General features: G+C 64.5%; 21 protein-coding genes. 12 read left to right on the plus strand and 9 right to left on the minus strand.

What is annotated here, in order from left to right; genetic code table 11:
• Positions 1 to 32: 32 nt before the first annotated feature.
• Positions 33 to 2,300, minus strand: coding sequence for a cation:proton antiporter (locus tag GGD67_RS24220; protein ID WP_179736327.1), 2,268 nt, complete (start codon positions 2,298 to 2,300; stop codon positions 33 to 35).
• A gap of 221 nt (positions 2,301 to 2,521) precedes the next feature.
• Positions 2,522 to 3,694 (minus strand): MFS transporter, encoded by a 1,173-nt coding sequence (locus tag GGD67_RS24225; protein ID WP_179736328.1) that lies wholly within the window; start codon positions 3,692 to 3,694, stop codon positions 2,522 to 2,524.
• A gap of 50 nt (positions 3,695 to 3,744) precedes the next feature.
• On the opposite strand from GGD67_RS24225, the gene GGD67_RS24230 reads away from it, so the two are divergent.
• A complete protein-coding gene (locus GGD67_RS24230; protein ID WP_179736330.1) occupies positions 3,745 to 4,569 on the plus strand; it encodes a helix-turn-helix transcriptional regulator in 825 nt (274 codons plus the stop codon).
• Between the two features lie 320 nt (positions 4,570 to 4,889).
• A complete protein-coding gene (locus GGD67_RS24235; protein WP_179736332.1) occupies positions 4,890 to 6,242 on the plus strand; it encodes a malonyl-CoA decarboxylase in 1,353 nt (450 codons plus the stop codon).
• Positions 6,243 to 6,444: 202 nt separating this feature from the next.
• Here GGD67_RS24235 and tarD read toward each other — a convergent pair whose 3' ends face one another.
• The 5 genes from tarD to GGD67_RS24260 all read right to left on the minus strand — a co-directional run bounded on the left by tarD (position 6,445) and on the right by GGD67_RS24260 (position 10,439).
• Positions 6,445 to 7,614 (minus strand): D(-)-tartrate dehydratase, encoded by a 1,170-nt coding sequence (gene tarD, locus GGD67_RS24240; RefSeq protein WP_179736334.1) that lies wholly within the window; start codon positions 7,612 to 7,614, stop codon positions 6,445 to 6,447.
• A 225-nt stretch (positions 7,615 to 7,839) separates the two neighbouring features.
• Positions 7,840 to 8,082, minus strand: coding sequence for a DUF3297 family protein (locus GGD67_RS24245; RefSeq protein WP_038950952.1), 243 nt, complete (start codon positions 8,080 to 8,082; stop codon positions 7,840 to 7,842).
• Positions 8,083 to 8,093: 11 nt separating this feature from the next.
• On the minus strand, positions 8,094 to 8,570 hold the full coding sequence (locus GGD67_RS24250) for a glutathione peroxidase (protein WP_179736336.1): 477 nt from the start codon (positions 8,568 to 8,570) through the stop codon (positions 8,094 to 8,096).
• Between the two features lie 2 nt (positions 8,571 to 8,572).
• Entirely contained in the window at positions 8,573 to 9,973 is a 1,401-nt protein-coding gene (locus GGD67_RS24255; protein WP_179736338.1) for an amidase family protein, read from the minus strand.
• 208 nt (positions 9,974 to 10,181) lie between these two features.
• The gene (locus tag GGD67_RS24260; RefSeq protein ID WP_026202038.1) at positions 10,182 to 10,439 is read right to left on the minus strand and encodes a DUF6894 family protein; all 258 of its coding nucleotides are present in this window, start codon (positions 10,437 to 10,439) and stop codon (positions 10,182 to 10,184) included.
• Between the two features lie 247 nt (positions 10,440 to 10,686).
• Here GGD67_RS24260 and pqqA point away from each other — a divergent pair, with 247 nt between their 5' ends.
• From pqqA to GGD67_RS24310, 10 genes are all read left to right on the plus strand, one after another.
• On the plus strand, positions 10,687 to 10,767 hold the full coding sequence (gene pqqA, locus GGD67_RS24265) for a pyrroloquinoline quinone precursor peptide PqqA (protein WP_007595659.1): 81 nt from the start codon (positions 10,687 to 10,689) through the stop codon (positions 10,765 to 10,767).
• Between the two features lie 117 nt (positions 10,768 to 10,884).
• Positions 10,885 to 11,814: a pyrroloquinoline quinone biosynthesis protein PqqB gene (gene pqqB, locus GGD67_RS24270; protein ID WP_179736339.1), complete on the plus strand. Its 930-nt coding sequence runs from the start codon at positions 10,885 to 10,887 to the stop codon at positions 11,812 to 11,814.
• Entirely contained in the window at positions 11,811 to 12,590 is a 780-nt protein-coding gene (pqqC, locus tag GGD67_RS24275; protein WP_179736341.1) for a pyrroloquinoline-quinone synthase PqqC, read from the plus strand. Before pqqB ends, pqqC begins: the two co-directional genes overlap by 4 nt.
• A 12-nt stretch (positions 12,591 to 12,602) precedes the next feature.
• Positions 12,603 to 12,914, plus strand: coding sequence for a pyrroloquinoline quinone biosynthesis peptide chaperone PqqD (pqqD, locus tag GGD67_RS24280; protein WP_179736343.1), 312 nt, complete (start codon positions 12,603 to 12,605; stop codon positions 12,912 to 12,914).
• Positions 12,911 to 14,110, plus strand: coding sequence for a pyrroloquinoline quinone biosynthesis protein PqqE (gene pqqE, locus GGD67_RS24285; RefSeq protein ID WP_179736345.1), 1,200 nt, complete (start codon positions 12,911 to 12,913; stop codon positions 14,108 to 14,110). Before pqqD ends, pqqE begins: the two co-directional genes overlap by 4 nt.
• Positions 14,100 to 15,086, plus strand: a complete 987-nt coding sequence (gene pip / locus GGD67_RS24290; RefSeq protein ID WP_179736348.1) for a prolyl aminopeptidase — start codon at positions 14,100 to 14,102, stop codon at positions 15,084 to 15,086. The genes pqqE and pip overlap by 11 nt, the downstream gene beginning before the upstream one ends.
• A gap of 24 nt (positions 15,087 to 15,110) precedes the next feature.
• Positions 15,111 to 15,788: a DUF4286 family protein gene (locus GGD67_RS24295; RefSeq protein WP_179736350.1), complete on the plus strand. Its 678-nt coding sequence runs from the start codon at positions 15,111 to 15,113 to the stop codon at positions 15,786 to 15,788.
• A gap of 236 nt (positions 15,789 to 16,024) precedes the next feature.
• The gene (locus tag GGD67_RS24300) at positions 16,025 to 17,824 is read left to right on the plus strand and encodes an FAD-dependent oxidoreductase (RefSeq protein WP_018318543.1); all 1,800 of its coding nucleotides are present in this window, start codon (positions 16,025 to 16,027) and stop codon (positions 17,822 to 17,824) included.
• Positions 17,794 to 19,641, plus strand: coding sequence for a 2-oxoacid:acceptor oxidoreductase subunit alpha (locus tag GGD67_RS24305; protein ID WP_018318542.1), 1,848 nt, complete (start codon positions 17,794 to 17,796; stop codon positions 19,639 to 19,641). The genes GGD67_RS24300 and GGD67_RS24305 overlap by 31 nt, the downstream gene beginning before the upstream one ends.
• Positions 19,638 to 20,693 carry a 2-oxoacid:ferredoxin oxidoreductase subunit beta gene (locus GGD67_RS24310; protein ID WP_179736352.1) on the plus strand — a complete coding sequence of 352 codons (1,056 nt, stop codon included), beginning with the start codon at positions 19,638 to 19,640 and terminating at the stop codon, positions 20,691 to 20,693. Before GGD67_RS24305 ends, GGD67_RS24310 begins: the two co-directional genes overlap by 4 nt.
• Here GGD67_RS24310 and GGD67_RS24315 read toward each other — a convergent pair whose 3' ends face one another.
• Together GGD67_RS24315 and GGD67_RS24320 are read right to left on the minus strand one after the other, a co-directional pair.
• Positions 20,694 to 21,143, minus strand: a complete 450-nt coding sequence (locus GGD67_RS24315) for a DUF4399 domain-containing protein (RefSeq protein ID WP_020508690.1) — start codon at positions 21,141 to 21,143, stop codon at positions 20,694 to 20,696. It lies immediately after the preceding gene.
• Positions 21,144 to 21,160: 17 nt separating this feature from the next.
• Positions 21,161 to 22,726 (minus strand): SUMF1/EgtB/PvdO family nonheme iron enzyme, encoded by a 1,566-nt coding sequence (locus GGD67_RS24320; RefSeq protein ID WP_179736354.1) that lies wholly within the window; start codon positions 22,724 to 22,726, stop codon positions 21,161 to 21,163.
• Positions 22,727 to 22,846: the final 120 nt, after the last annotated feature.

Below are 22,846 nucleotides of genomic sequence, written 5' to 3' on the forward strand. Positions count from 1 at the left end.
TTGCGGGAGAGGGAGCGCACCAGCAGTCGACCTCAAGTCTTCTCCGCCGGAGCCTGCCTTGCCTCGCCGCTCGACACCAGCAGCACCGAGACTTTCGACTGCCGGAGCACGGCGTCGGCGACGCCGCCGAAGGAGAGGTGGTCGGCCTGGATGCGGTCGACGCCCATGACGACGAGATCGACGTCGGTGGTGTCGATCTCGCGCAGGATCGCGGCTTCGGGCGCCCGGTTCACCCGCAGCGTGGTGGTGATGTCAACGTCATAGCGGGCGGCGAGATCGCTGGCGTCCTTGAGAATGCCCGCCTCCTGGCCGAGGCCACGGGAGGCGCCACGCTGCGCGCCCTTGTCGCGCGTGGTCGCGACATAGATCACTCGCAGCGAGCCTGATCCTCCTTGCGCCAACGCGACCGCGACCTCGGCGCCGCGCTTGGAGATGCCACTGCCGGAGACCGGAACGAGGATGTTGAGCGCCTCGGGCGCCGGCTGCTTCAGGTGCTTGCCCTTGGCCGCGACGATCGCGAGCGGCCCTTCGAACTTCGCGGCGATGTCGTCGATCCTCCGGTCGAAACGGTCCTTGGTCGCGATGACCTTGTCGATGCCAACCACCAGAAGATCAAAACCCTTGCGCGCTTCATCGGCGATGGTCTCGCCGAGCTCCGCCTGCCGCGCGCGGGTGACGACATCGACGTTGCCGGCCTCGCCGTCGCCATGGGCGGACACGACTTCGGCGGCTTTCTTCACCACCGCTTCGTGGCTCTCCTCCTGGTCGCGGCCCTTCTCCCGCTCCTTCGCGCTTTTGCCGATATGCAGGACGGTGATCGGCAGGCCGCGCATGCCGGCGATCAGGCCGGCGATGTGCGCGGCAAAGATGGCGTTGGCGCTTTCGTCCACCGCCAGCAGAGGGCGCTCGAGATTGGCGAGGAAGCCGCGCTTCTCGAATTCCTCCCGCTCCAGCCGCTCCTTCTCGTCCTTGTTCATCGGCAGCCTTGCCAGCGCCGCGCGCAGCATCGGTGGCATCGCCATCGTGGTCACGATCGCCATGGTCACGATCATCGTGAACAGGTTCTGGCTCAGCACGCCGATGGACAGGCCAATGGTCGCGATGATCACCTCGGTCGAGCCGCGGGCATTCATGCCGCTCGCCAGCGCCAGCGATTCCCGATGGTTCAGGCCCCCCAATGTGCCGCCGACGAAGGCGCCGCCGAACTTGCCGACGCTGGCGATCACGACCAGCAGGCCGGTGAGCATCAAGAGATTGGGATCGCGCAGCACCGACAGATCAGCGCTGAGGCCGGCAAGGCCGAAGAACACCGGCATGAAGAAGGCGGAGATCAGCCCGCGCAGGCGCTCGTCGATCTGCCGCGTCAGGATCGGAGATTCCCCGACCAGGATGCCGGCGACGAAGGCCCCGAGCACGGTGTGCACGCCGATCAGATGCGTGATCAGCGCCATCACGCTCATCAACAGCAGGATCACCGTGATCACCGCCGCCGCGCTGACGAGATTGTCGTTGGCCCAGCGGATCAGCTGGAACACCAGGCGGCGGCCGATGGTGAAGCTGACGGCCAGGAAGGCGAGCGTGCCCAGCACGGCTTTCGCCACCGAGGCGATATCCAGCGTACCGTGCGAGGCCAGGCTGAAGATGACGGCGATGATGATCCAGCCGATGGTGTCGTCGATGACGGCGGTCGCCACGATGATCTGCCCGACATTGCGGCGCATGAAATTCATCTCGCGCACCACCACCGCGACGATCTTGACCGAGGAGATCGACAGCGCCGTGCCCATGAACAGTGAGGCCACGAGGCGGGCTTGCGGATCAGGCAGCAGCGCATCGGGCAGAAACTCTCCGAGCGCGAAGCCGCAGGCAAAGGGCACGAGGATGCCGGCGATCGAGATCGCGATCGCGGCCCTGCCGACTTTCCGGACCAGCTTGAGGTCGGTCTCCATGCCGGTGAGCAGCAGCAGGAGCAGGATGCCGAACTGGGCAATGCCGTCGAGCATCGCTTTCTGCTCGGGCGTCTTGGGAAAGATCGCGTGCTGCGCTTCGGGCCAGATCCAGCCGAACAGCGACGGTCCGAGGATGATGCCCGCGAGCAACTCGCCGATCACCGAGGGCTGGCCGATCCGCTGCATGATCTCGCCAAGACCGCGCCCCACAGCGATCAACAGCACGATCTGCGCCACCAGCAGGAATTCGGACGGGCCGGCCGATTTGCCGCCCTCGGCACCGGCCGCAATGGTGGTGAGGACAAGCGCCGCGGGGACGAGGCCGACCGGACGGAGCAGGCGCCATGGCATGCAGGTGTCTTTCCCCCTTTGCCTGCCCCGAGGTTGGGGCCACGAGGATAGAACCCGCGGGACGTGGAGCGGGTTCCCGGTTGACGGGGCGGGATATTCACCGTCATTGCGAGCGAAGCGACTTGTCCGCCGAAGCCTTGGCGAAGGGGACTCGCAACTCTGGGTCCCGGCTCTGCGCTGCAACGCTCACGCGTTGCGGCTTGTCCGGGACACGAGGCGCCTCACACCGGCTGTGGCGTCCGGATCTCGCGCGGCAGGATGATGGCGGCTGCGATTGCCAGCAGGCAGAGCGCGGCGAAGGCGTGCAGCATGGTGACGAAGCCGCCCTGCTCGTAGAGCCAGGCGACCAGGCCGACCGAGGCGCCGGCCGCGGTGAAGCCGATGAAATAGCGCACGGCGTAGGCGCGCGAGCGCCATTCCTCGCTGGTGTACTTGCCGACCATGGCATCGTTGACCGTGACCTGCCCGAATGCGCCCATGACGATGCCGATCGAGACCAGGATCAGCGGCAGATTGTTCAGGCTGGCGGCGAGATAGAGGAACGGCGCCAGCATGAAGGACAGCGGCAATGCCACCGTCTTCAGCGAGTAACGGTCGAGCAGCCGGCCGATCGTGTACTGCGTCATCGCGCCGAACACGTAGACGCAGGCCGCGATGATTCCGAGCAGCGCCGGGCTCTTCGTCAAATCCGCGAGACGCTCCGCGAACAGCTTTGGCAGCGCCACGGTGACCGCGTTGAAAGTCGTGGAGATCGCGATCACCACGATCAGCAGCGACAGCACCACGCGCCACATGTCCTGCTTGGCCACCCGCGCCTGCGCCGCGGCCTGCTTGGTGCCCTTGCGGTCCTCGTGCACGACCATCATCGCAAAGGCGACGCCGATCAGGATCGTGACCACGCCGGGAACGATGAAGGCGAAACGCCAGCCGAGATATTGGCCGATCACGCCTGTCACCAGCGCCGATGAGGCCACGCCGAGATTGCCCCAGACGCCGTTGATGCCCATCTCGCGGCCGAGCCGGTCGGCATAGGACACGATCATGGCGGTGCCGACGGGATGGTAGATCGAGGCAAAGATGCCGATCGCCAGCAGCGCCGCGCCGAGCTGCGCCGGGGTCTGCACGAAGCCGACCGCGATCATGGAGAGGCCGATGCCGACGAAGAAGATCAGCATCATGTGGCGGCGGCTCCAGCGGTCGCCGAGCCAGCCGGTGAGCAGCGAGCCGGCGCCGAAAGCCACAAAGCCGGGTGTCGCGTAGGGCAGAAGTTCCGAATAGGCCATGCCGAGCGCCGGTCCCATGATGATGACGGCGGCGGCGAAGATCAGCATCGAATAATGGTCGATGAAATGGCCTGCGTTGACGAAACTGATGACCCGGCTGGGGCTGTTCATACGAATCCTCTCCTGCTCCGAAATGAGTTATATGTCCTCCCCATGACGGGATGCTGCCAATGACTGTCTTGGAAACGCCAATCTTGGAAACGCCAATCCTGCGGGAGGTCCGGAGCAACCACCGCTCGCCCGCGGGCGTGCACCTGGTCGCGCGCGACTACCCCAAGGGTTTGCGGATCGATCCGCATTTGCACCGCGAGGCGCAGCTGATCTATGCGGCCAAGGGCACCATGCAGGTGACGACGCCGGGGGGACGCTGGCTGGTGCCGCCGGACCGCGCGGTCTGGGTCCCGGCCGGGCTCCAGCATGCCATCGATCTGCTCGCCGACATCGAGATGCGCACGCTGTATTTCGACCTGTCCTGGCTCAAGCGCGAGCAGCGCTATGACGGCCTGACCCGGGAATTCGTGGTGCGGGTGTCGCCGCTGCTCAATCAGGCGATCCTGGCGCTGTTCGACGTGCGCAACACGGAGGAGCGCACCGAGCTGCTGGTTCGCCTCGTCATGCTGGAATTGCACCAGGCTGAGGATTCCGCGACCTTCGTGCCGCTGCCGCGCGAGTCGCGCTGCCGCCGCGCCGCCCTGATCGTGCTCGACGATCCGACCGGCCTGCACGACATCGACACGCTCGCGCGCGAGGTCGGAACTTCCGCGCGGACGCTGTCGCGGCTGTTCTCGACGGAAACGCAGCTGAGCTTCAAGAGCTGGTGCCAGCGCGCGCGGATTGCTGCGGCGATCCAGCGCCTGTCGACGGATGCGAATGTGTCGGTGAAGCAGCTCGCAACCCAGCTCGGCTATGCCAGCGTGCCCGCCTTTTCCGCGGCGTTCCGTCAGGTGACGGGGCGGACGCCGACGGAGTTTGCCGGCAAAGCTTGAGGCAGCCTCGGCATTGCGAGCACAGAACTCGTAGGGTGGGCAAAGCGCCGCCGTAGCTCGAAGAGCGAAGGCGGAAGCGTGCCCACGGTTTCTTCGCTGCAGTCAAAGGATCGTGGGCACGGCGCAAGGGCGCCTTTGCCCATCCTACGGCAGCTCGTTTGGGGTGAGCACACCCGCTCCCTCAACGCCCACGCTATGCCGTCATTCCCCAAACGCACGGCCCAACTAAAGTTGCCGCATTCCTCCGCTTGATTGTGATCGGTTTCCGCCCAAATCCCGTGTAAGCTTCGGCAACGCACAAACCTGATACGAAAGCCCCGATGGCCAACGCCTTCTTCTCCGACCTGCTCGCCACGATCTCCGAGCGCGGCCGCACGCTGCTTCGTCGCGGCGAGTCCGCCGACACCAGACGGGATGCCGACGGGCTGATCGATCTCTGCGATGCGCTGCTGTCGGGCCGGGGCGAGGCATCGGGCATCGCCATCGCGCGTGAGGTGCTCGACATCTACCGTGAGCTGGATGCGGCGGGACGCCGCGCCTTCTTCGACGGACTGGTGCGCGATTTCGGTCCGGACCGGGAGCGCCTGGCCAAGGCGATCGAGAAATGGCGCGCCGCGCCGAGCGACGAGGACGCGAGCTCGCTGCATTTCGCCTCGGAGCCGCGGCGGCAGGAGCTGATCCGCCGCCTCAACCGTGCGCCCGGCGGCACCGGCGATCTCGTCAACATGCGCGCCGATCTGCTCGGCATGATGAACGGCCACACCGACCTCGCCGCGCTCGATCGCGACGTCTCGCATCTTCTCTCTTCGTGGTTCAACAGGGGGTTTCTCGTGCTGCGCAGGATTGACTGGTCGTCCCCGGCCAACATCCTCGAAAAGATCATCCGCTACGAGGCCGTGCACGAGATCTCGGACTGGGACGATCTGCGCCGCCGCATCGATCCGGTCGACCGCCGCTGCTACGCCTTCTTCCATCCCGCGATGGTCGACGAGCCCTTGATCTTCGTCGAGGTGGCGCTGACCGAGACCATCCCGGGCGCGATTGCTCCGCTGCTTGCAGTCGACCGCCAGCATCTGCCGATCGAGCGCGCGCGCACCGCCGTGTTCTATTCGATCTCCAACACCCAGCGCGGTCTCGGCGGCATCTCCTTCGGCAGCTTCCTGATCAAGCAGGTGGTCGAGGAGCTGCGCCGTGAAACGCCCAAGCTCGACACTTTCGTGACGCTGTCACCGGTGCCGGGCTTCATGCCATGGCTGAAGCAGGACAAGGACTTGCCGCTGTCCGACGAGGACCGCGAGGTGCTGAAGCGCCTCGACGATCCCAAATGGTTCGAGAGCCCCGAGACGACGGCACAGCTCCGCGCCGTGATCGAGCCGCTCGCGGCACACTACTTCCTCAAGGCGCGCACGCCGAAGGGCAAGCTGATCGATTCCGTCGCCCGCTTCCATCTCGGCAACGGCGCCAGGCTGGAGCGCATCAACTGGCTGGGCGATCTCTCGCCGAAGGGCGTGCGGGAATCCGCCGGCGTGATGGTCAACTACCTCTATCGCCTCGACGACATCGAGAAGAACCACGAAGCGTATGCGAACGACGGCGAGGTGGTGGCGTCCAGTGCGGTGAAGAAGCTGCTGAAGGGCGAAGGGCGACGGCTGCTGGATATGCGGTTGTCGTAAGCCACACAGTCAGTCGTCGTCCCGGACAAGCGCAGCGAAGCGGAGCGCAGATCCGGGACCCAAAACCACAGGATTGGGTTTGGCGAAGACTCGGTGTCAGCTCGCTCCCTAACCTCTCCCTGGGGTTATGGGTCCCTGCTTTCGCAGGGACGACACCGAGTAAGTGGCGCGATTGTCGCGCGCCACTCGCGCTTAGCAACCCCTACTCCGCCAGCGCCTTCATTTCCTTGTAGAGATCCGACTTGCCCTCGAAGCCGATGCCCGGAAGGTCTGGCATGGTGATGTGGCCGTTCTCGACGCGCACGCCATCCGGGAAGCCGCCGTAGGGCTGGAACAGGTCGGGATAGCTCTCATTGCCGCCGAGGCCTAAGCCGGCTGCGATGTTGAGCGACATCTGGTGGCCGCCGTGCGGGATGCAGCGACTGGGGGACCAGCCGTGGGTCTTCAGGACTTCCAGCGTGCGCTGGTATTCGCAGAGGCCATAGGACAGCGCGCAGTCGAATTGCAGCCAGTCGCGGTCGGGGCGCATGCCGCCGTAGCGGATTAGGTTGCGGGCGTCCTGGTGGCTGAAGAGATTCTCGCCTGTGGCCATCGGGCCCGGATAGAATTCGGCGAGCGCGGCCTGCAGCGCGTAGTCGAGGGGATCGCCGACTTCCTCGTACCAGAACAAGGGATAGTCGCGCAGCATCTTGGCGTAGGCGATGCCGGTCTCGAGGTTGAAGCGGCCGTTGGCGTCGACGGCGAGCTGTGCGTCCTTGCCGATCTCCTTCAGTACCGCCTCGATGCGAGCGCGATCCTCGTCAATGGGCGCGCCACCGATCTTCATCTTCACGACGTTGTAGCCGCGGTCGAGATAGCCGCGCATCTCACCACGCAGCATCGAAAGATCCTTGCCGGGATAGTAATAGCCGCCAGCGGCGTAGACGAACACGCGCGGATTGGCTTTGACGCCGTGCCGTTCGGCCAGCAAACGAAACAGCGGCTTGCCCGCGATTTTCGCTACCGCGTCCCACACCGCCATGTCGATGGTGCCGACCGCGACCGAACGCTCGCCGTGGCCGCCGGGCTTCTCGTTGGTCATCATCGCAGCCCAGACCTTGTCGGGGTCGAGATTGTCGCCAGCCGCATTCAGCAGCGACTTCGGATCGGCCTCGGTGATGCGCGAGGCAAAACGTTCGCGGATCAGGCCGCCCTGCCCGTAACGGCCGTTGGAGTTGAAGCCGTAGCCGATCACGCGCTTGCCGTCGCGCACCACGTCGGTGACGACGGCGACGAGGCTCGTCGTCATCTTGGTGAAGTCGATATAGGCGTTGCGGATCGGCGAGGAGATCGGTTTTGTAATTTCGCGGACGTCGACGATGCGGACGGACATGGGGTGGCCTTGGGTGTTGAGAGGAATTCGCCGGACTGTCTCTCCGTCATCCTGAGGTGCGAGTGATGGGGCGCTCAGCGCCCCATCGGGAGCCTCGAAGGATGAACGGCCGAGGTGCAGCCGGGCTGTCGCCCTTCGAGGGCCGCTGAAGGAGCGGCCACCTCAGGGGGACGGTCTTGCATTTGGACGCGCGGCGGATTCGCATCGCCCCGGAATGACGGTGGTCTATTTCTTATCCCGAAAATACGGCTCCACCGGGCCGTGCACCTTGATGGTCAGCGGGTTGCCGTGGCGATCCTTGGCGTTGCCGGCGGTGACGCGGACCCAGCCTTCGCTGATGCAGTATTCCTCGACATTGGTCTTCTCGACGCCCTTGAAGCGGATGCCGACGTCGCGCGCCAGGATGTCCGCGTTGTAATAGGGGCTGTTCGGATCGACCGACAGGCGGTCCGGAAATTCGTCGCTCATGATTGTCTCGCTCACAACAGTGTTTCGATTTGATTCCGCAATCCTTCGGGCCGCGCGGTCGGCGCGTAGCGCGCGACCACCTTGCCGGCACGGTCCACCAGGAATTTGGTGAAATTCCATTTGATGGCGGTGCCGAGAAGCCCGGATTGCTGGCGTTTCAGGTACTCATACAGGGGATGCGCATTGGCGCCGTTGACGTCGATCTTCTCGAACAGCGGGAAGGTGACGTCGTAATGGGTCGAGCAGAACGCCTGGATCTCGTCCGCCTGCCCCGGCTCCTGCGCGCCGAACTGGTTGCAGGGAAAGCCGAGCACCGAGAAGCCGCGCGGCGAGAGATCGCGATGCAGATCTTCCAGGCCGCGATATTGCGGCGTGAAGCCGCATTTGCTCGCGGTGTTGACGATCAGCAGCACCTGCCCCTCGAAACGTTTCAGGGCGACCTCCTGGCCGGCAAGCGAGTTGGCCTTGAAATCGTAGATCACGGACATCGCTAACCCACGGGATCGATCGGCGACGGCGGCACGCCGCCCGCCTCGATCGCCTCGCCTGCGAGCAGGCACAAATCCTCGCGATAGCGGCCGGAGACGATGTGCACGCCGACGGGCGCCTTGCCGACGAGACCGGTGGAGACCACAAGGCCCGGCAGACCCATGAAGGGAATGGCGATCTGCGGCAGCTGCGCTTCCCAGACCCGCTTGAACGACTCGTCGTCCTTGCGATCAAGATGATCGGGGAACGGCAGCTCGCCGGACACCGGCGTCAGCAGCACCGCGTACTTTTCGAAGAATAGCATCCAGTCGCGGGTCAGAGTGGCTCGCCGCGTCAGCGCCTTGGCGTAATTGGCCTGGTCCATCGGCGTGACCCTGGCGCGGTTGCCGCGCAGGCACGCCAGCGCGCCGGGATCGCCCTCGCGCTCGGCCATCTCGAGCTGGGCCTCGTAGCCGTCGCCGAGCCAGAGCTTGATCTGCCACTCGACCGCCTCGCGCATCGGCGGCGTGTCCTCGATGATGTCGACGGTCCAGCCCGCGCGCTCCAGCCGCTTGCCGGCATCGCTCACCGCCGCCTTCACCTCCGGCGTCGTCGCAAGGCCGCCAGGATTGAGGCAGAGCGCGGCGCGCTTGTCCCGTGCGGGGCCTTCCAGCGGCACCGGCACGAACCAGGGATCACGGATGTCGCGGGCCGACATCGCAGCCAGTGAAATCCTGAGGTCGTTGACGGTGCGCGCCAGGGGACCCGAGACCGCCATGATCTGCGGCCCGATCGGACGCTCCGGCAGCGCCGGGTTGAAGGCGGGGATGCGGCCGAGCGTCGGGCGCAGGCCGTGCACACCGCAGGCATAGGCGGGATAGCGGATCGAGCCGGCAATGTCGGTGCCGTGGGCGATGTGGCCGATGCCGGCCGCGACCGCCGAACCGGCGCCACCGGACGAGCCGCCCGGGGTCAGCGAGGCATCGCGCGGGTTCTTGGTGTCGCCATGAACGAGGTTGGTGGTGAACCAGCGATACGAGAAGGCCGGGCAATTGGTGCGGCCAAGGAGAATGGCGCCCGATTTCCGGAAATTGGCGACCACCGGATTGTCCTCGCGCGCGATCAAATCGCGCTGGAGCTTGAGGCCGTTGGTGGTGGCAAAGCCCTCCTGATCGACATTGGCCTTGATGGTGACGGGCACGCCGGCGAGCACGCCGGGGTCCTCGCCGCGCGCGATGGCGGCGTCGACGGCGTCGGCCTGCTTGAGCACGTCGTCTGGCCGGTGGTCGATCACCGCGTTGAGCTGGGGATTGACGGCGTCCAGGCGGGCGAGCCCGGCCTTGGCCGCCTCCCGGGCGGACACCTTTTTGGACTTGACGAGGGAGGCGAGGTCGGCAGCCGACAGGCGCCAGAGATCTTGCATGGCTTGCTCCGTGTAACCGGCGTCTTTTAGCGCCGGGAACGCGGCAAAGCCATGCGGATTTCGCAGGGGCGAAGGCGCTGGGGCGCCGGGTGGTACCTCATTCTCCGTCGTCTTTGCGAGGAGCCCTTGCGACGAAGCAATCCAGACTTCCTCCGCGGAGAGTCTCTGGATTGCTTCCTGCGCTCGCAATGACCGGAGAGAGCGCCCGCTAATGCCGCGTCGCGGACGCGTCCGGGATGTCCAGCAGCGCCTCGGTGAAGGGAAACTCCAGCACGATCTCGCCTTCGGCGTCGGTGACCTCGATCACGGCGTCCAGCAGGGCGCGCTGGGTGCCCTCGGATTTCACCACTTCAAGGATCATCTGGCGGGCGACCTCCCAGGCGCGGTCGGGGTTGCGCAGATCCTCGCCTTCGGGATCCACGATCAGTTCGTCGCCGATACGGGTATTGAAGTAGTATCTGGGCATCATCGAGATCCAGTTGGGTCGCCTGTACCGGATTGAAAGCTGCACTGCACTCACAACTGCTTTATCAGGACAGGGTTCGCGACCGAATGCGCCGAACGCAAGGCAGCGCCCCAGAAGTGAGCGTTCCCGACTTTTTTTTCGCGGCGCAACATGAGATTCTCGGGAAAATTTCACTGGCGAACTTCCCGGCGCGCATTAATTTAACGGGTGGGCGATACGTCCGAATTCGCGAAAATGGAGTGCCAAAATGGCTTGGAAAGCCCCGAAGATCGTCGAAGTGCCCTGCGGCATGGAAATCAACATGTATGTGAGCGCCACCCGCAAGTAAGCGGTTGGTGATCTGCGTTCAGCGCAGGTGGGTCTTTCGGTCACGACCGGTTTCCGAATGAGGGAAATCGTGTCGGCCTGAGATCCACCTCGCGACGTTGCTTCCAGGAGACGGATCATGCTTCGCGTCGTCGTCCTGGGCGCCGCAGCCGGCGGCGGAGTGCCGCAATGGAATTGCGGCTGCGAGGGCTGCCGGGCGGCCCGTGAGAACGGCCATGAGCTCTTGAGAACCCAGGCCTCGGTCGCCTTCAGCGGCGATGGCGAGCACTGGTTCCTGATCAACGCCTCACCGGACCTCCGCCAGCAATTGAATGCCACGCCGCAGCTGCACCCCAAGGTCGGGGCGCTGCGCCATACGCCGATTGCGGGCGTGATCCTGACCAACAGCGAAGTGGATGCGGTGGCCGGCCTGCTCTCGATGCGCGAGGGGTCGCCGTTCACGGTCTATGCGCACGAGAAGGTGCTGGCGATCCTTGCCAGCAACAGCATCTTCAACGTGCTGAACGAGAAGCACGTGCAGCGCCAGCCGATGGCAATCCGCGAGCCATTCGAGCCGCGCCTGCCCGACGGCACCCGCTCCGGACTGGAGGTGCTGTCCTTCGCGGTCTCGGGCAAGTCGGCCTGGTATCTGGAAGGCAAGGCGCATCCCGGCGGGGACAGCGGCGACGGCGACACGCTCGGCCTGAAGATCACCGACAAGGCCACCGGCAAGTGCTTCTACTTCATCGCCGCCTGCGCAGAGGTGACCGACGCGCTCAAGGCCGAGATCGACGGCGCTTCGCTCGTGTTCTTCGACGGCACGGTCTGGCAGGACGACGAGATGATCAAATGCGGGCTCGGCCAGAAGACCGGCAAGAGCATGGGACATGTCGCTATGTCCGGCGAGGACGGCGCCATCGCACGGCTGGCCGACCTCGCTATCGACAGGAAGATATTTCTGCATATCAATAACTCGAACCCGGCGCTGTTACCTGCCTCATCCGAGCGCAAGGCCGTCGAGGCGGCGGGCTGGCAGATACCGGCGGATGGAACGGAGATCGTGCTGTGAATGCGGCGTCAATGACTGGAATGACTGCGCTCTCGATCGGCAAGGATCTGAGGCTCAACTCGGCCGAGGAGCTCGAGGCGACGCTGCGCCATATCGGGGCGACGCGCTATCACAGCCTGCATCCGTTCCACAAGCTGCTGCACGGCGGCAAGCTGAACAAGGGCCAGGTGCAGGCCTGGGCGCTGAACCGCTACTATTACCAGAGCACGATCCCAATCAAGGACGCGGTGGTGATCTCGCGTTTCCGCGACCGCGCCACGCGCCTGGAATGGCGCCACCGCATCGAGGATCATGACGGCGACGTCGGCAGCGAAGGCGGCATCGAGCGCTGGCTGAAGCTGACCGAAGGCCTCGGCCTCGACACGGCCTATGTGGAATCGACCGAAGGCATTTTGCCGGCGACGCGCTTCGCGGTGGAGGCCTACGTGCATTACTGCCGCGAAAAAAGCCCGCTGGAGGCGATCGCCTCCTCGCTCACCGAGCTGTTCGCGCCGAACCTGCATGAAGAACGCATCTCCGGCATGCTGGAGCACTATGATTTCGTCAATCCCGACATCATGAGCTACTTCAAGCGCCGCCTGACGCAGGCGCCACGCGATGCCGGCTTTGCGCTCGACTATGTCAAGGCGCATGCCACGACGCCGGAGCAGCGCGCGCAAGTGTGCAACGCGCTGATCTTCAAGACCAACGTGCTATGGGTGCAACTCGACGCACTTCAGCACGCCTATGTCGAGGGCAACATTCCGCCGGGCGCGTTCGTGCCCAAAGCGGGCTGAAGAGGAGCTGCAATGGCCGGGCCGCGTCACATCAGCGTCAGCGAGGCGAGCCGCCCGGTGCTGCCGCGGCATGCCAAGCTGAAATATGACGAGACGCGGAAGGTCTGGGTGATCCTGGCGCCGGAACGCGTGCTGGCGCCGGACGAGATCGCCGTCGAGGTCTTGCAGCTCTGCAATGGCGAGCGCAATGTCGGCGATATTGCGGACGCGTTGGCGGCAAAATACGCCGCGCCACGCGAGGCGATCCTCGCCGACGTCATCGTCATGCTGCAGGATCTCGCCGACAAGGGCTTTCTCACGGAGGCCCGGGAGAAGACGTCATGAGCGATGTGCTCGGCAATTCGGTCGTCCCACCTGATGCCAGCGACAGCCTCGCGGTGCTGGAGAAGCAGCGCTCGACGGCGGAGACCTTTGGCATTCCGCTCGCGGTGCTGCTCGAGATCACCCATCGCTGCCCGCTGCAATGCCCCTACTGCTCCAACCCGGTCGAGCTCGATCGCTCGGGCAAGGAGCTGACCACCGAGGAATGGAAGAAGGTCTTGAGCGAGCTTGCCGAGATCGGCGTGCTGCAGGTGCATTTCTCCGGCGGCGAGCCGACGGCGCGCAAGGACCTCGTCGACCTCGTCAAGCATGCCAGCGAAGTCGGCCTCTACACCAACCTGATCACCTCGGCCGTGCTGCTGACGCGCGAGAAGCTCAGCGATCTCGCCGATGCCGGGCTCTGCCACGTGCAGATCAGTTTCCAGGGCGTTGAAGAAGGCCTCGCCGATCGCGTCGCCGGCTACAAGAACGGGCACCGCAAGAAGCTCGAGGTCGCAAAGTGGACGCGCGAGCTCGATCTGCCGCTCACCGTGAACGCGGTGATGCACCGCCAGAACCTGCACCAGTTGCCTGACATCATCCAGATGTCCGTCGATCTCGACGCCGACCGACTCGAGGTCGCCAATGTCCAGTATTACGGCTGGGCGCTGAAGAACCGTGCCGCGCTGATGCCGAGCGTGGCGCAGTTAGATGAGTGCACGCGCATCGTCGAGGAGGCGCGCGAGCGGCTGAAGGGTACGCTCGCGATTGACTACGTCGTCCCTGATTATTACGCGCTGCGGCCGAAGAAGTGCATGGGCGGCTGGGGCCGGCAGTTCTTCAACATCTCGCCCGCCGGCAAGGTGCTGCCCTGCCACGCCGCCGAGAGCATCACCGGGCTCGACTTCGAATCGGTCCGCTCCAATCATTCGATCGCCTGGATCTGGCAGAACTCCGAGGCCTTCAACCGCTATCGCGGCACCGGCTGGATGAAGGAGCCGTGCAAGTCTTGCGAATTCCGCGAGATCGATTTTGGCGGCTGCCGCTGCCAGGCCTTCGCGCTGACCGGCGATGCCGCCAACACCGACCCCGCCTGCGCGTTGTCGCCGCTGCACGAGACCATCTTCAAGCAGGCCGAGCGTGAGGCCGAGGGCGAGACCAGCCGCTTCCTCTATCGCAACTTCGCCGGCGGCACTCTGGAATCCGAGAATGGGGCCTGACGCCGACGCAGGTACAGCGGCGAGGCGTGCCGATCCCTTTGCGCCGCTGACCTCCGACATGCTCGACGTCGGCGACGGCCATGAGCTCTATGTCGAGAGCGTCGGTCGCAGCGACGGCATTCCCGCGGTCTACCTGCACGGCGGGCCCGGCAGCGGCTGCCAGGCCGATCATCGCCGGCTGTTCGATCCTGATCGCTTCTGCGCCGTGCTGTTCGACCAGCGCGGCTGCGGCCGCAGCCGGCCGAAGGGATCACGCGAGCACAACACCACGGCACATCTGATCGCGGACATGGAGAAAATCCGCGACAAGTTCGGCTTCGAACGCTGGATGGTGGTCGGCGGCTCCTGGGGCGCGACGCTGGCGCTGGCTTACGCGCAGGCCCATCCCGAGCGCGTCTCCGGCATCGCGCTCCGCGCGACGTTCCTCGGCACGCGAGCGGAGGTCGAGACGGCCTTCACGGTGCGCCTGCCGCAATTCTATCCCGCGCTCTACGAGGATTTTCTGAGCGTGCTGCCGCCCGAGGAACGCGCGCGCCCGGTGGAGGCCTATTATCGCCGCATCCTCGATGCCGATCCGGCCGTTCACGGACCTGCGGCCCGCGCCTGGCACGATACCGAGCGCGCGCTGTCGGAGCACAAGGCGGCAAAGCCGCGGCTGGACCTGGCGTCGCTGAACGTGTGGCGCACGCTGCCGGCGACGCCGTTCATGGAGGCGCATTATTTCATCAACGACAGCTTCATGAACCAAGATCAGCTGCTGCGGAACGCGGACCGGCTCGCCGGGATTCCCGGCATTGTCGTGCAGGGCCGCTACGACCTGTTGTGCCCTCCTGAGACATCACACGCGCTCGCGAAAGTTTGGCCGGGTTCCGAGATTCGCCTCGTGGAAGAAGCCGGACATTCGCTCTATGATGCCGGCGTGAGGGATGCGGTCATGAAGTCGATTGCCGACCTTGCGTCGAAGGCCGCGCGCTAATGCGCGAAAAAGGACAACAAGAAAATGCCGCTCGCCGGAAAGGGCATGCTGCTGACGTCGATGAATATCGACGCAGCCAATGAGGCCGATTTCAATCGCTGGTACGATCGAGAGCATCTGGAAGAGCGCGTCGCGATCGACGGTTTCCTGGAAGCGCGGCGCTATGTCGCGCATGCCGCCAATCCCAAATATCTCTCGCTGTACTCGACCGCGACGCTCGACGTGCTCGACAGTCCCGCCTATCGGGCGCGACTGGCCAACCAGACCGAATGGTCGCGGCAAAGCATGGCGCATTTCAAGGACATGCTCCGTGTCGTCGCGCGCATTACCATCAGCAACGGCACCGGCCGCGGCGCTGCGCTCGGCCTCGTGCGGCTGCGGCCCACAGCTGACAATGCTGGCGCATGGCGTGATGCGCTGCAAGAAAAGCTGGCGCCGGAGCGGCGCGACGGCATCATCTCGATGCATCTGCTCGAAAGCGAGCCGGAATTGTCTGGCGCGACCGCGGACATTCCGGCGGTACGCAACGAAGGCGCACGCGACTGGTTCGTGCTGATCGACGGCACGCATGTCGGCGCGGTCTCGGCCGTGATCGCCGAGCGCTTCACCGGCCCTGCTGCATCGCCCTTCCCGCTGCCCGTCTCGGTCGGCACTTACAGCCTGATGTGGGACCTCGCGAAGAGCGATATCGCGCGCGGCTGAACAACCATCTGCATCGCAACATATTGCACCGCACGCGCACCGCGCGCGGCCGTTAATGCTGTGCGCGCGTAGCTCCCATGAAAGCGGGGACGCACCGAACTTTGCCGTTGTACTTCGGAAAGGTTCTAATAAGCTAACCCAATGACGTCATTCAGAAACCAGATCGCAGCGCGTTAAGCGTTCGCCAAGCTCAGAAGAGGCCGCCGGGTCTTTGAGCCTGCGCGGACAGGGTAGGAATGAAACCGACCGATATCGCGGCCCCCGACTACTTTCACAAAGTGGTCGATTGCCAATGGGCCTGTCCTGCGCACACCCCGGTTCCCGAATATATCCGACTGATCGCACAAGGCCGCTATAGCGACGCCTACATGATCAATTGGAAGTCGAACGTGTTTCCCGGAATTCTGGGACGCACCTGCGATCGTCCCTGCGAGCCGGCGTGCCGCCGCGGACGCGTCGAGGAGACGCCGGTCGCAATCTGCCGGCTCAAGCGCGTCGCCGCCGATTTCAAGGACGACATCAAGCAACGCCTGCCGCGCCCTGCACCGAAGAACGGCAAGCGCGTTGCCTTCGTCGGCGGCGGTCCGGCCTCGCTGACGGTGGCGCGCGATCTCGCGCCGCTCGGCTATCACTGCACCGTATTCGATGCCGATCCGGAAGCCGGCGGCATGATGCGCACGCAGATCCCGAAATTCCGCCTGCCCAATTCGGTGATCGACGAGGAGACCGGCTACATCCTGGGTCTCGGCGTCGAGTTCAAAGGTGGCCACCGCATCGAGAGCATGAAGTCGCTGCTCGCGGAGAAATATGACGCGATCTTCGTCGGCTCCGGCGCGCCGCGCGGCCGAGAGCTCGACATTCCCGGCCGCAAGGAAGCGGCTGGCAATATCCATATCGGCATCGAATGGCTGGCCTCGGTCTCGTTCGGCCATATCGACAAGATCGGCAAGCGCGTGATCGTGCTCGGCGGCGGCAACACCGCAATGGACTGCTGCCGCACCGCGCGCCGGCTCGGCGGCGAGAAAGTCACGGTGATCGTGCGTTCCGGCTTCGAGGAGATGAAGGCCTCGCCGTGGGAGAAGGAGGACGCGCTCCACGAGGATATTCCGATCCTCAACTACATGGTGCCGGTGGCATTCAAGCACGTCGCCGGCAAGCTCATCGGCGTCACCTTCCAGCACGTCAAAGCCGAATATGACGCCAAAGGCCGCCGCAACCTCGTGCCGTCGGGCGATCCCGATCAGACCATTCCCTGCGACGACGTGCTGGTCGCGGTCGGCCAGGAAAACGCCTTCCCCTGGATCGAGCAGGATTGCGGCATCGAGTTCGACAAATGGCACATGCCGAAGGTCGATCCCAAGACCTTCGTCTCGACCAATCCAAAAGTGTTCTTCGGCGGCGATGCCGCGTTCGGCCCCAAAAACATCATCTGGGCGGTCGCGCACGGCCATGACGCCGCATTGTCGATCCACAAGATGCTCTCGGGCGAGGACATCACCGAGCGGCCGCTGCCTGAGGTGCATGTCTCATCGCAGAAAATGGGCATCCACGAATGGAGCTATGACAACGACATCTCGATCGACAAGCGCTACAAGGTGCCGCATCGCGACAAGGTGATCGCGCTGAAGGACATTCGCGCCGAGGTCGAGCTCGGCTACGACGTCAAGCTGGCGCTGGGCGAAGCCGAGCGCTGCCTGAACTGCGACGTGCAGACCGTATTCTCGACCTCGCTCTGCATCGAGTGCGATGCCTGCGCGGACATCTGCCCGATGGATTGCATCACCTTCACGGGCAACGGAGAAGAAAGCGATCTGCGCCAGCGCCTGAAGGCGCCCTCGCCGCATCCGGACCAGGACCTCTACGTCTCCTCGGATCTCAAGACCGGCCGCGTGATGGTGAAGGACGAGGACGTCTGCCTGCATTGCGGGCTGTGCGCCGAGCGGTGTCCCACCGGCGCCTGGGACATGCAGAAGTATTTCATCGACATGACTCACGCAGGTTCGACATGCCCGACAAAAAGCCGATCAGCAGCGTAAACGACTTCGTCGTCCGCTTCGCCAACGTCAACGGCTCGGGCTCGGCCAGCGCCAACGAGATGTTCGCGCGCGCGATCCTGCGCCACGGTGTTCCGGTCTCCCCACGCAACATCTTCCCCTCCAACATCCAGGGCCTGCCGACCTGGTACGAGGTGCGGGTGACCGAGGACGGCCATCTCGGCGCCCGCGGCGGCGTCGACATGATGGTGGCGATGAATCCGCAGACCTGGGACAAGGACGTCGCCGGCATCGAGCCGGGCGGCTATCTGTTCTACGATTCCACCAAGCCGATGCCGTCGACCAAATTCCGCGACGATATCACGGTGATCGGCGTGCCGCTCACCGCCATCACCAACTCGACCTATACCGATCCGCGCCAGCGCCAGTTGTTCAAGAACATCATCTATCTCGGCGCACTCTCGGCGCTGCTCGACATGGACCCGAAGCTGATCGAGCAGCTGATCGGCGAGCAGTACAAGGGCAAGGAAAAGCTGCTCTCCTCCAACGTCCACGCGCTGCATCTTGGGCGCGACTGGGCGCTGCAGAACTTGAAATGCCCGCTCGGCCTCAGGGTGAAAAAGTCGGACAAGGTCGGCGACCGCATCTTCATCGAAGGCAACAGCGCCGCCGCGCTCGGCGCCGTCTATGGCGGCGCCACGGTATGCGCCTGGTATCCGATCACGCCGTCCTCGTCGGTGGCGGAGGCCTTCACCGCCCATTGCAAGAAGTACCGGCACGACCCTGAAACCGGAAAGGCGAAATACGCCATCGTGCAGGGCGAGGACGAGCTCGCTTCAATCGGCATCGTCATCGGCGCCTCCTGGAACGGCGCCCGCGCCTTCACCGCGACATCGGGCCCCGGCATCTCCCTGATGACCGAATTCATCGGCCTCTCATACTTCGCCGAGATTCCGGCCGTGATCATGAACATCCAGCGCGCCGGCCCCTCCACGGGCATGCCGACCCGCACCCAGCAATGCGACATCATCGCCTGCGCCTATGCTTCGCACGGCGACACCAAGCATGTGTTGCTGTTCCCCGAGGATCCCGCCGAGGCCTTCGAATTCGCGGCCGCCGCGTTCGATCTCGCCGAGCGGATCCAGACCACGATCTTCCTGATGCTCGACCTCGACATCGGCATGAATCACCGGCTCTGCCGTCCGCTGAAATGGGACGATGCCAAGCAATACGACCGCGGCAAGGTGATGACCGCGGAGATGCTGGAGGAAGGCCGCGACTTCGGCCGCTATCTCGATGTCGACGGCGACGGCATCCCCTACCGCACCTATCCCGGCACGCACCCGACCAAGGGCTCCTATTTTACCCGCGGCACCTCGCGTGATCGCTATGCGCGCTACTCCGAGGAGGGCTCGGTTTACGCGGACAACATGCAGCGCCTGATGCGCAAGTTCGAGACCGCGCAGGACCTGGTGCCGCGACCGCTGCAGGCCAATGCGGAACGGCCGACCAAATACGGCGTGATCTATTTCGGCTCGACCTCACCGGCGATGGACGAGGCGATCGGCCTTTTGGAAGCGCGCGGGCATCAGCTCGACCGCCTGCGCATCCGCGCCTTCCCGTTCCATTCGAGCGTGGCGAGCTTTCTCGCCGAGCACGATTTCGTCTACGTCGTCGAGCAGAACCGCGACAGCCAGCTGCGCCAGCTCATCGTCAACGAGAACGGCATCGACCCGGTGCGCCTCGTGCCGATCGTGCATTACGACGGCTCGCCGATCACCGCCCGCTTCATCGCAAAAGCCATTGGCGACCACCAGGATCACCTCAAGGTGACCCCGCTCCGCAAGGCCGTGTCATGACCTACATAGCAAAGCCAAAATTCCAACATCCGGGGCTGAAGAAGAACGAGCTCGGCTACACCCATCGCGACTACGAGGGCAAGATCTCGACGCTGTGTGCCGGCTGCGGTCACGATTCGATCACGGCTTCGATCATCGAGGCCTGCTACGAGCTCTCGATCGAGCCGCACCGGGTGGCGAAGATCTCCGGTATCGGCTGCTCCTCGAAGACGCCGGATTATTTCCTCGGCAATTCGCACGGCTTCAACTCCGTGCACGGCCGCATGCCATCGGTCTTGACCGGCGCCAACCTCGCCAACCGCGATCTGATCTATCTCGGCGTGTCCGGCGACGGCGATTCCGCCTCGATCGGCTTCGGCCAGTTCGCGCACTCGATCCGGCGCGGCGTCAACATGACCTATATCGTCGAGAACAACGGCGTCTACGGCCTGACCAAGGGCCAGTTCTCGGCCACCGCCGACCGCGGCTCGAAGTCCAAGAAGGGCGTCACCAACACCGACAACGCCATCGACCTCGTTGCGATCGCATTGCAGCTGGGCGCCACCTTCGTGGCGCGCAGCTTCTCCGGCGACAAGACCCAGCTGGTGCCGCTGATCGCGGCTGCGATCCGCCACAAGGGCGCGTCCTTCATCGACGTCATCAGCCCCTGCATCGCTTTCAACAACCACGCCGGCTCGACCAAGAGCTTCGACTATGTCCGCGAGCACAACGACGCCGTGAACCGCCTCGACGTTCTGGTCGGCCGCGATCCCATCGCGGTGGACTATGCGCCGGGTACCGTGCAGATGGTCGAGCAGCATGACGGCAGCAAGATCGCGCTGCGCAAGATCGACGCCGACTACGATCCGCATGACCGGCTGGGCGCCCAGACCTTCCTTGCGCGGCACGCCGCCAAGGGGCAGATCGTCACCGGTCTCCTTTACGTCGACCCCGACGCGGAAGATCTGCACGAGCATCTCAACACGGTCGAGACGCCGCTCAACACGCTGGAAGCGGACACCCTGTGCCCGGGCTCGGCGGTGCTGGACAAGATCAACGCCAGCCTGCGCTGATCATTTGCTCCGCGCCGAAGCCGGCGACCTGACGCGTATCGTGATCTTCTCCGACACGACCGGCGGTTCGAACGGATAGTGCTTGGCGTCGCCGAGCACCAGTTGCAGGGTGTGAGTCCCCGGCGCAAGGTCCAGCATGGTCTCGGTCTGCCCTGCGCCGAAATGCAGGTGCGACTTGTCCTGCGGGATCGGCTCCTTGGGATCGATGGGATCGTTGACGTCGACCAGCAGATGATGATGACCGGCATTCTGGTAATCGTCGCCGGCATGCGTCACGCCCATGTTGCGCAGGCCGAACCGGACCCAGAATCCACCGCGAACCTTCTGCCCATCGTGCGGCGTGATGAAATAGAGTTTTGCGTCCTTTGGCGCGGTCTTTCCCTGCGAGCAGGCTGCGCCCGGGTGCACTGCGATCGCCGTCGCCAGTGCGACACAATGAATGATCTTCATCAAATCCACTCCAGCACTTACGGACTGAGCGCGACGCGGAATCCATGCGTGGGGTAACGGACATTGGTGTCGTAACCATCGCGGTTGGATGGCCTCACATATCTCGCATCGTTCTTCCACGAGCCCGAGCGCAGAACGTGCGAGCTGCAATCCCCGCCACCCCATGCCGAGCCGTCAGTGGGTGCGCCCTGATAGGTCCTGTGCCAGCAGTCCTCGACCCACTGATCGATACCGCCACCCATGTCGTGGAGGCCGAACGGATTCGGCTTGAAGCTGCCGACCTTCGCCGGCTGCTCGGCCGCGAGGTCACCGCAATCCTTGCAGCCGGCCATGCCTGGCTGGAGCTTGTCGCCCCACCAATATTTGCTCTGCGTGCCGCCGCGTGCGGCATATTCCCATTCGGCCTCGCTCGGAAGCCGGTAAGGCTTCTTCGTCGCCTGCGCGAGCCAGGCGGCATATTGCTGCGCGTCGGTCCAGCTCACATTGCCGATCGGCGCATCGTCTTTGCCGGTGGCGGTGAAGCCGCACGCCTTTGCGGCCGCGCATTCGTTCCATTCCTGCACCGTCACCGGATATTTGCCGATCGAGAACGGCTTGACCGTGACCTGGTGGACAGGACGTTCGGTCGGATCGTCATTGCTTCCCATCGCAAAGCTGCCGCCGCGAATGGGGATCATCTCGGGTTCTCGGACCGCCGTCACCGATGGAGCGGATGCCGGAGATGGTGAAGGCGATGCTGCGGGCGACGGCGTCGTTGTGGGCAACGGAGAAGCCGCGGGTGCAGCTTGAGGCGCCGGTACCGGCGGGCTCGGTAACGACGGAACGGATTGCGGCATCGGCGAAGCTGACGGCGCTGCGAACGGAGGAGCGGCAGCCTGTTGCCCCACCTGGCTGCGGTGCTGCACCAGCACGTACCAAAGCACGTAGCCGGCAATCACCAGCAATGCCATGATCAGAAGAAAGAGCAGCATGCTCTCGCGCCGGCCGCGCGTCCTGCCGACTGCGTCTGCGTCCGGCAGCACGCGATAGACGCGCACCGGATCCGTGATGTTCTTGACCTTGCGGTCCCCGAGCGACTCATAGCCGCACACCACCTTGTGCTTGATCTGCTCGTAGATCGCGCCTGAGATATAGACGTGACCGGGCTCGGCGATACCCTCGATACGTGTGGCGATGTTGACTCCATCGCCGTAGACATCGTCCGGCTCCACGATGACGTCGCCGAGATTGACGCCGATCCGGTATTCGAGCCGTGAATGCTTGGGAAGCGGGGCGTTGCGGCCGATGAGATTTTGCTGGATGACGATGCTGCATCGAACGGCCTCGACAGGACTGTCGAAGATGGCGATGAAGCCGTCGCCCGTCGTCTTCACCAGCGTGCCATGGTGCTCGACGATGCTGGGCTGGATGATATCCCGCTCGATCCGCTTGACGCGGACATGCGTGCCCTCCTCGTCGGCCTGCATGATGCGACTGTAGGAAGCGATGTCGCCGACAATGATCGCCGCGAGGCGACGAGGCATGGGGCCGTGTGGAGGCGGCCCGTCCTGATTTCCGGATCTGAAGTTGCGAATTTCGCCCATTGCGGGGGACTCCACAAACCTACAAAGGCAGCCCCAGCTTACGACCGCTAAAGGCGATCGTCTGTGAAGGCTATCACATTGATGAAATGGAGCAATGTCGAAGGACTGGCAGGGATCGAG

It is taken from the genome of Bradyrhizobium sp. IAR9, from assembly GCF_013408065.1.
Taxonomy (GTDB): Bacteria; Pseudomonadota; Alphaproteobacteria; order Rhizobiales; family Xanthobacteraceae; genus Bradyrhizobium.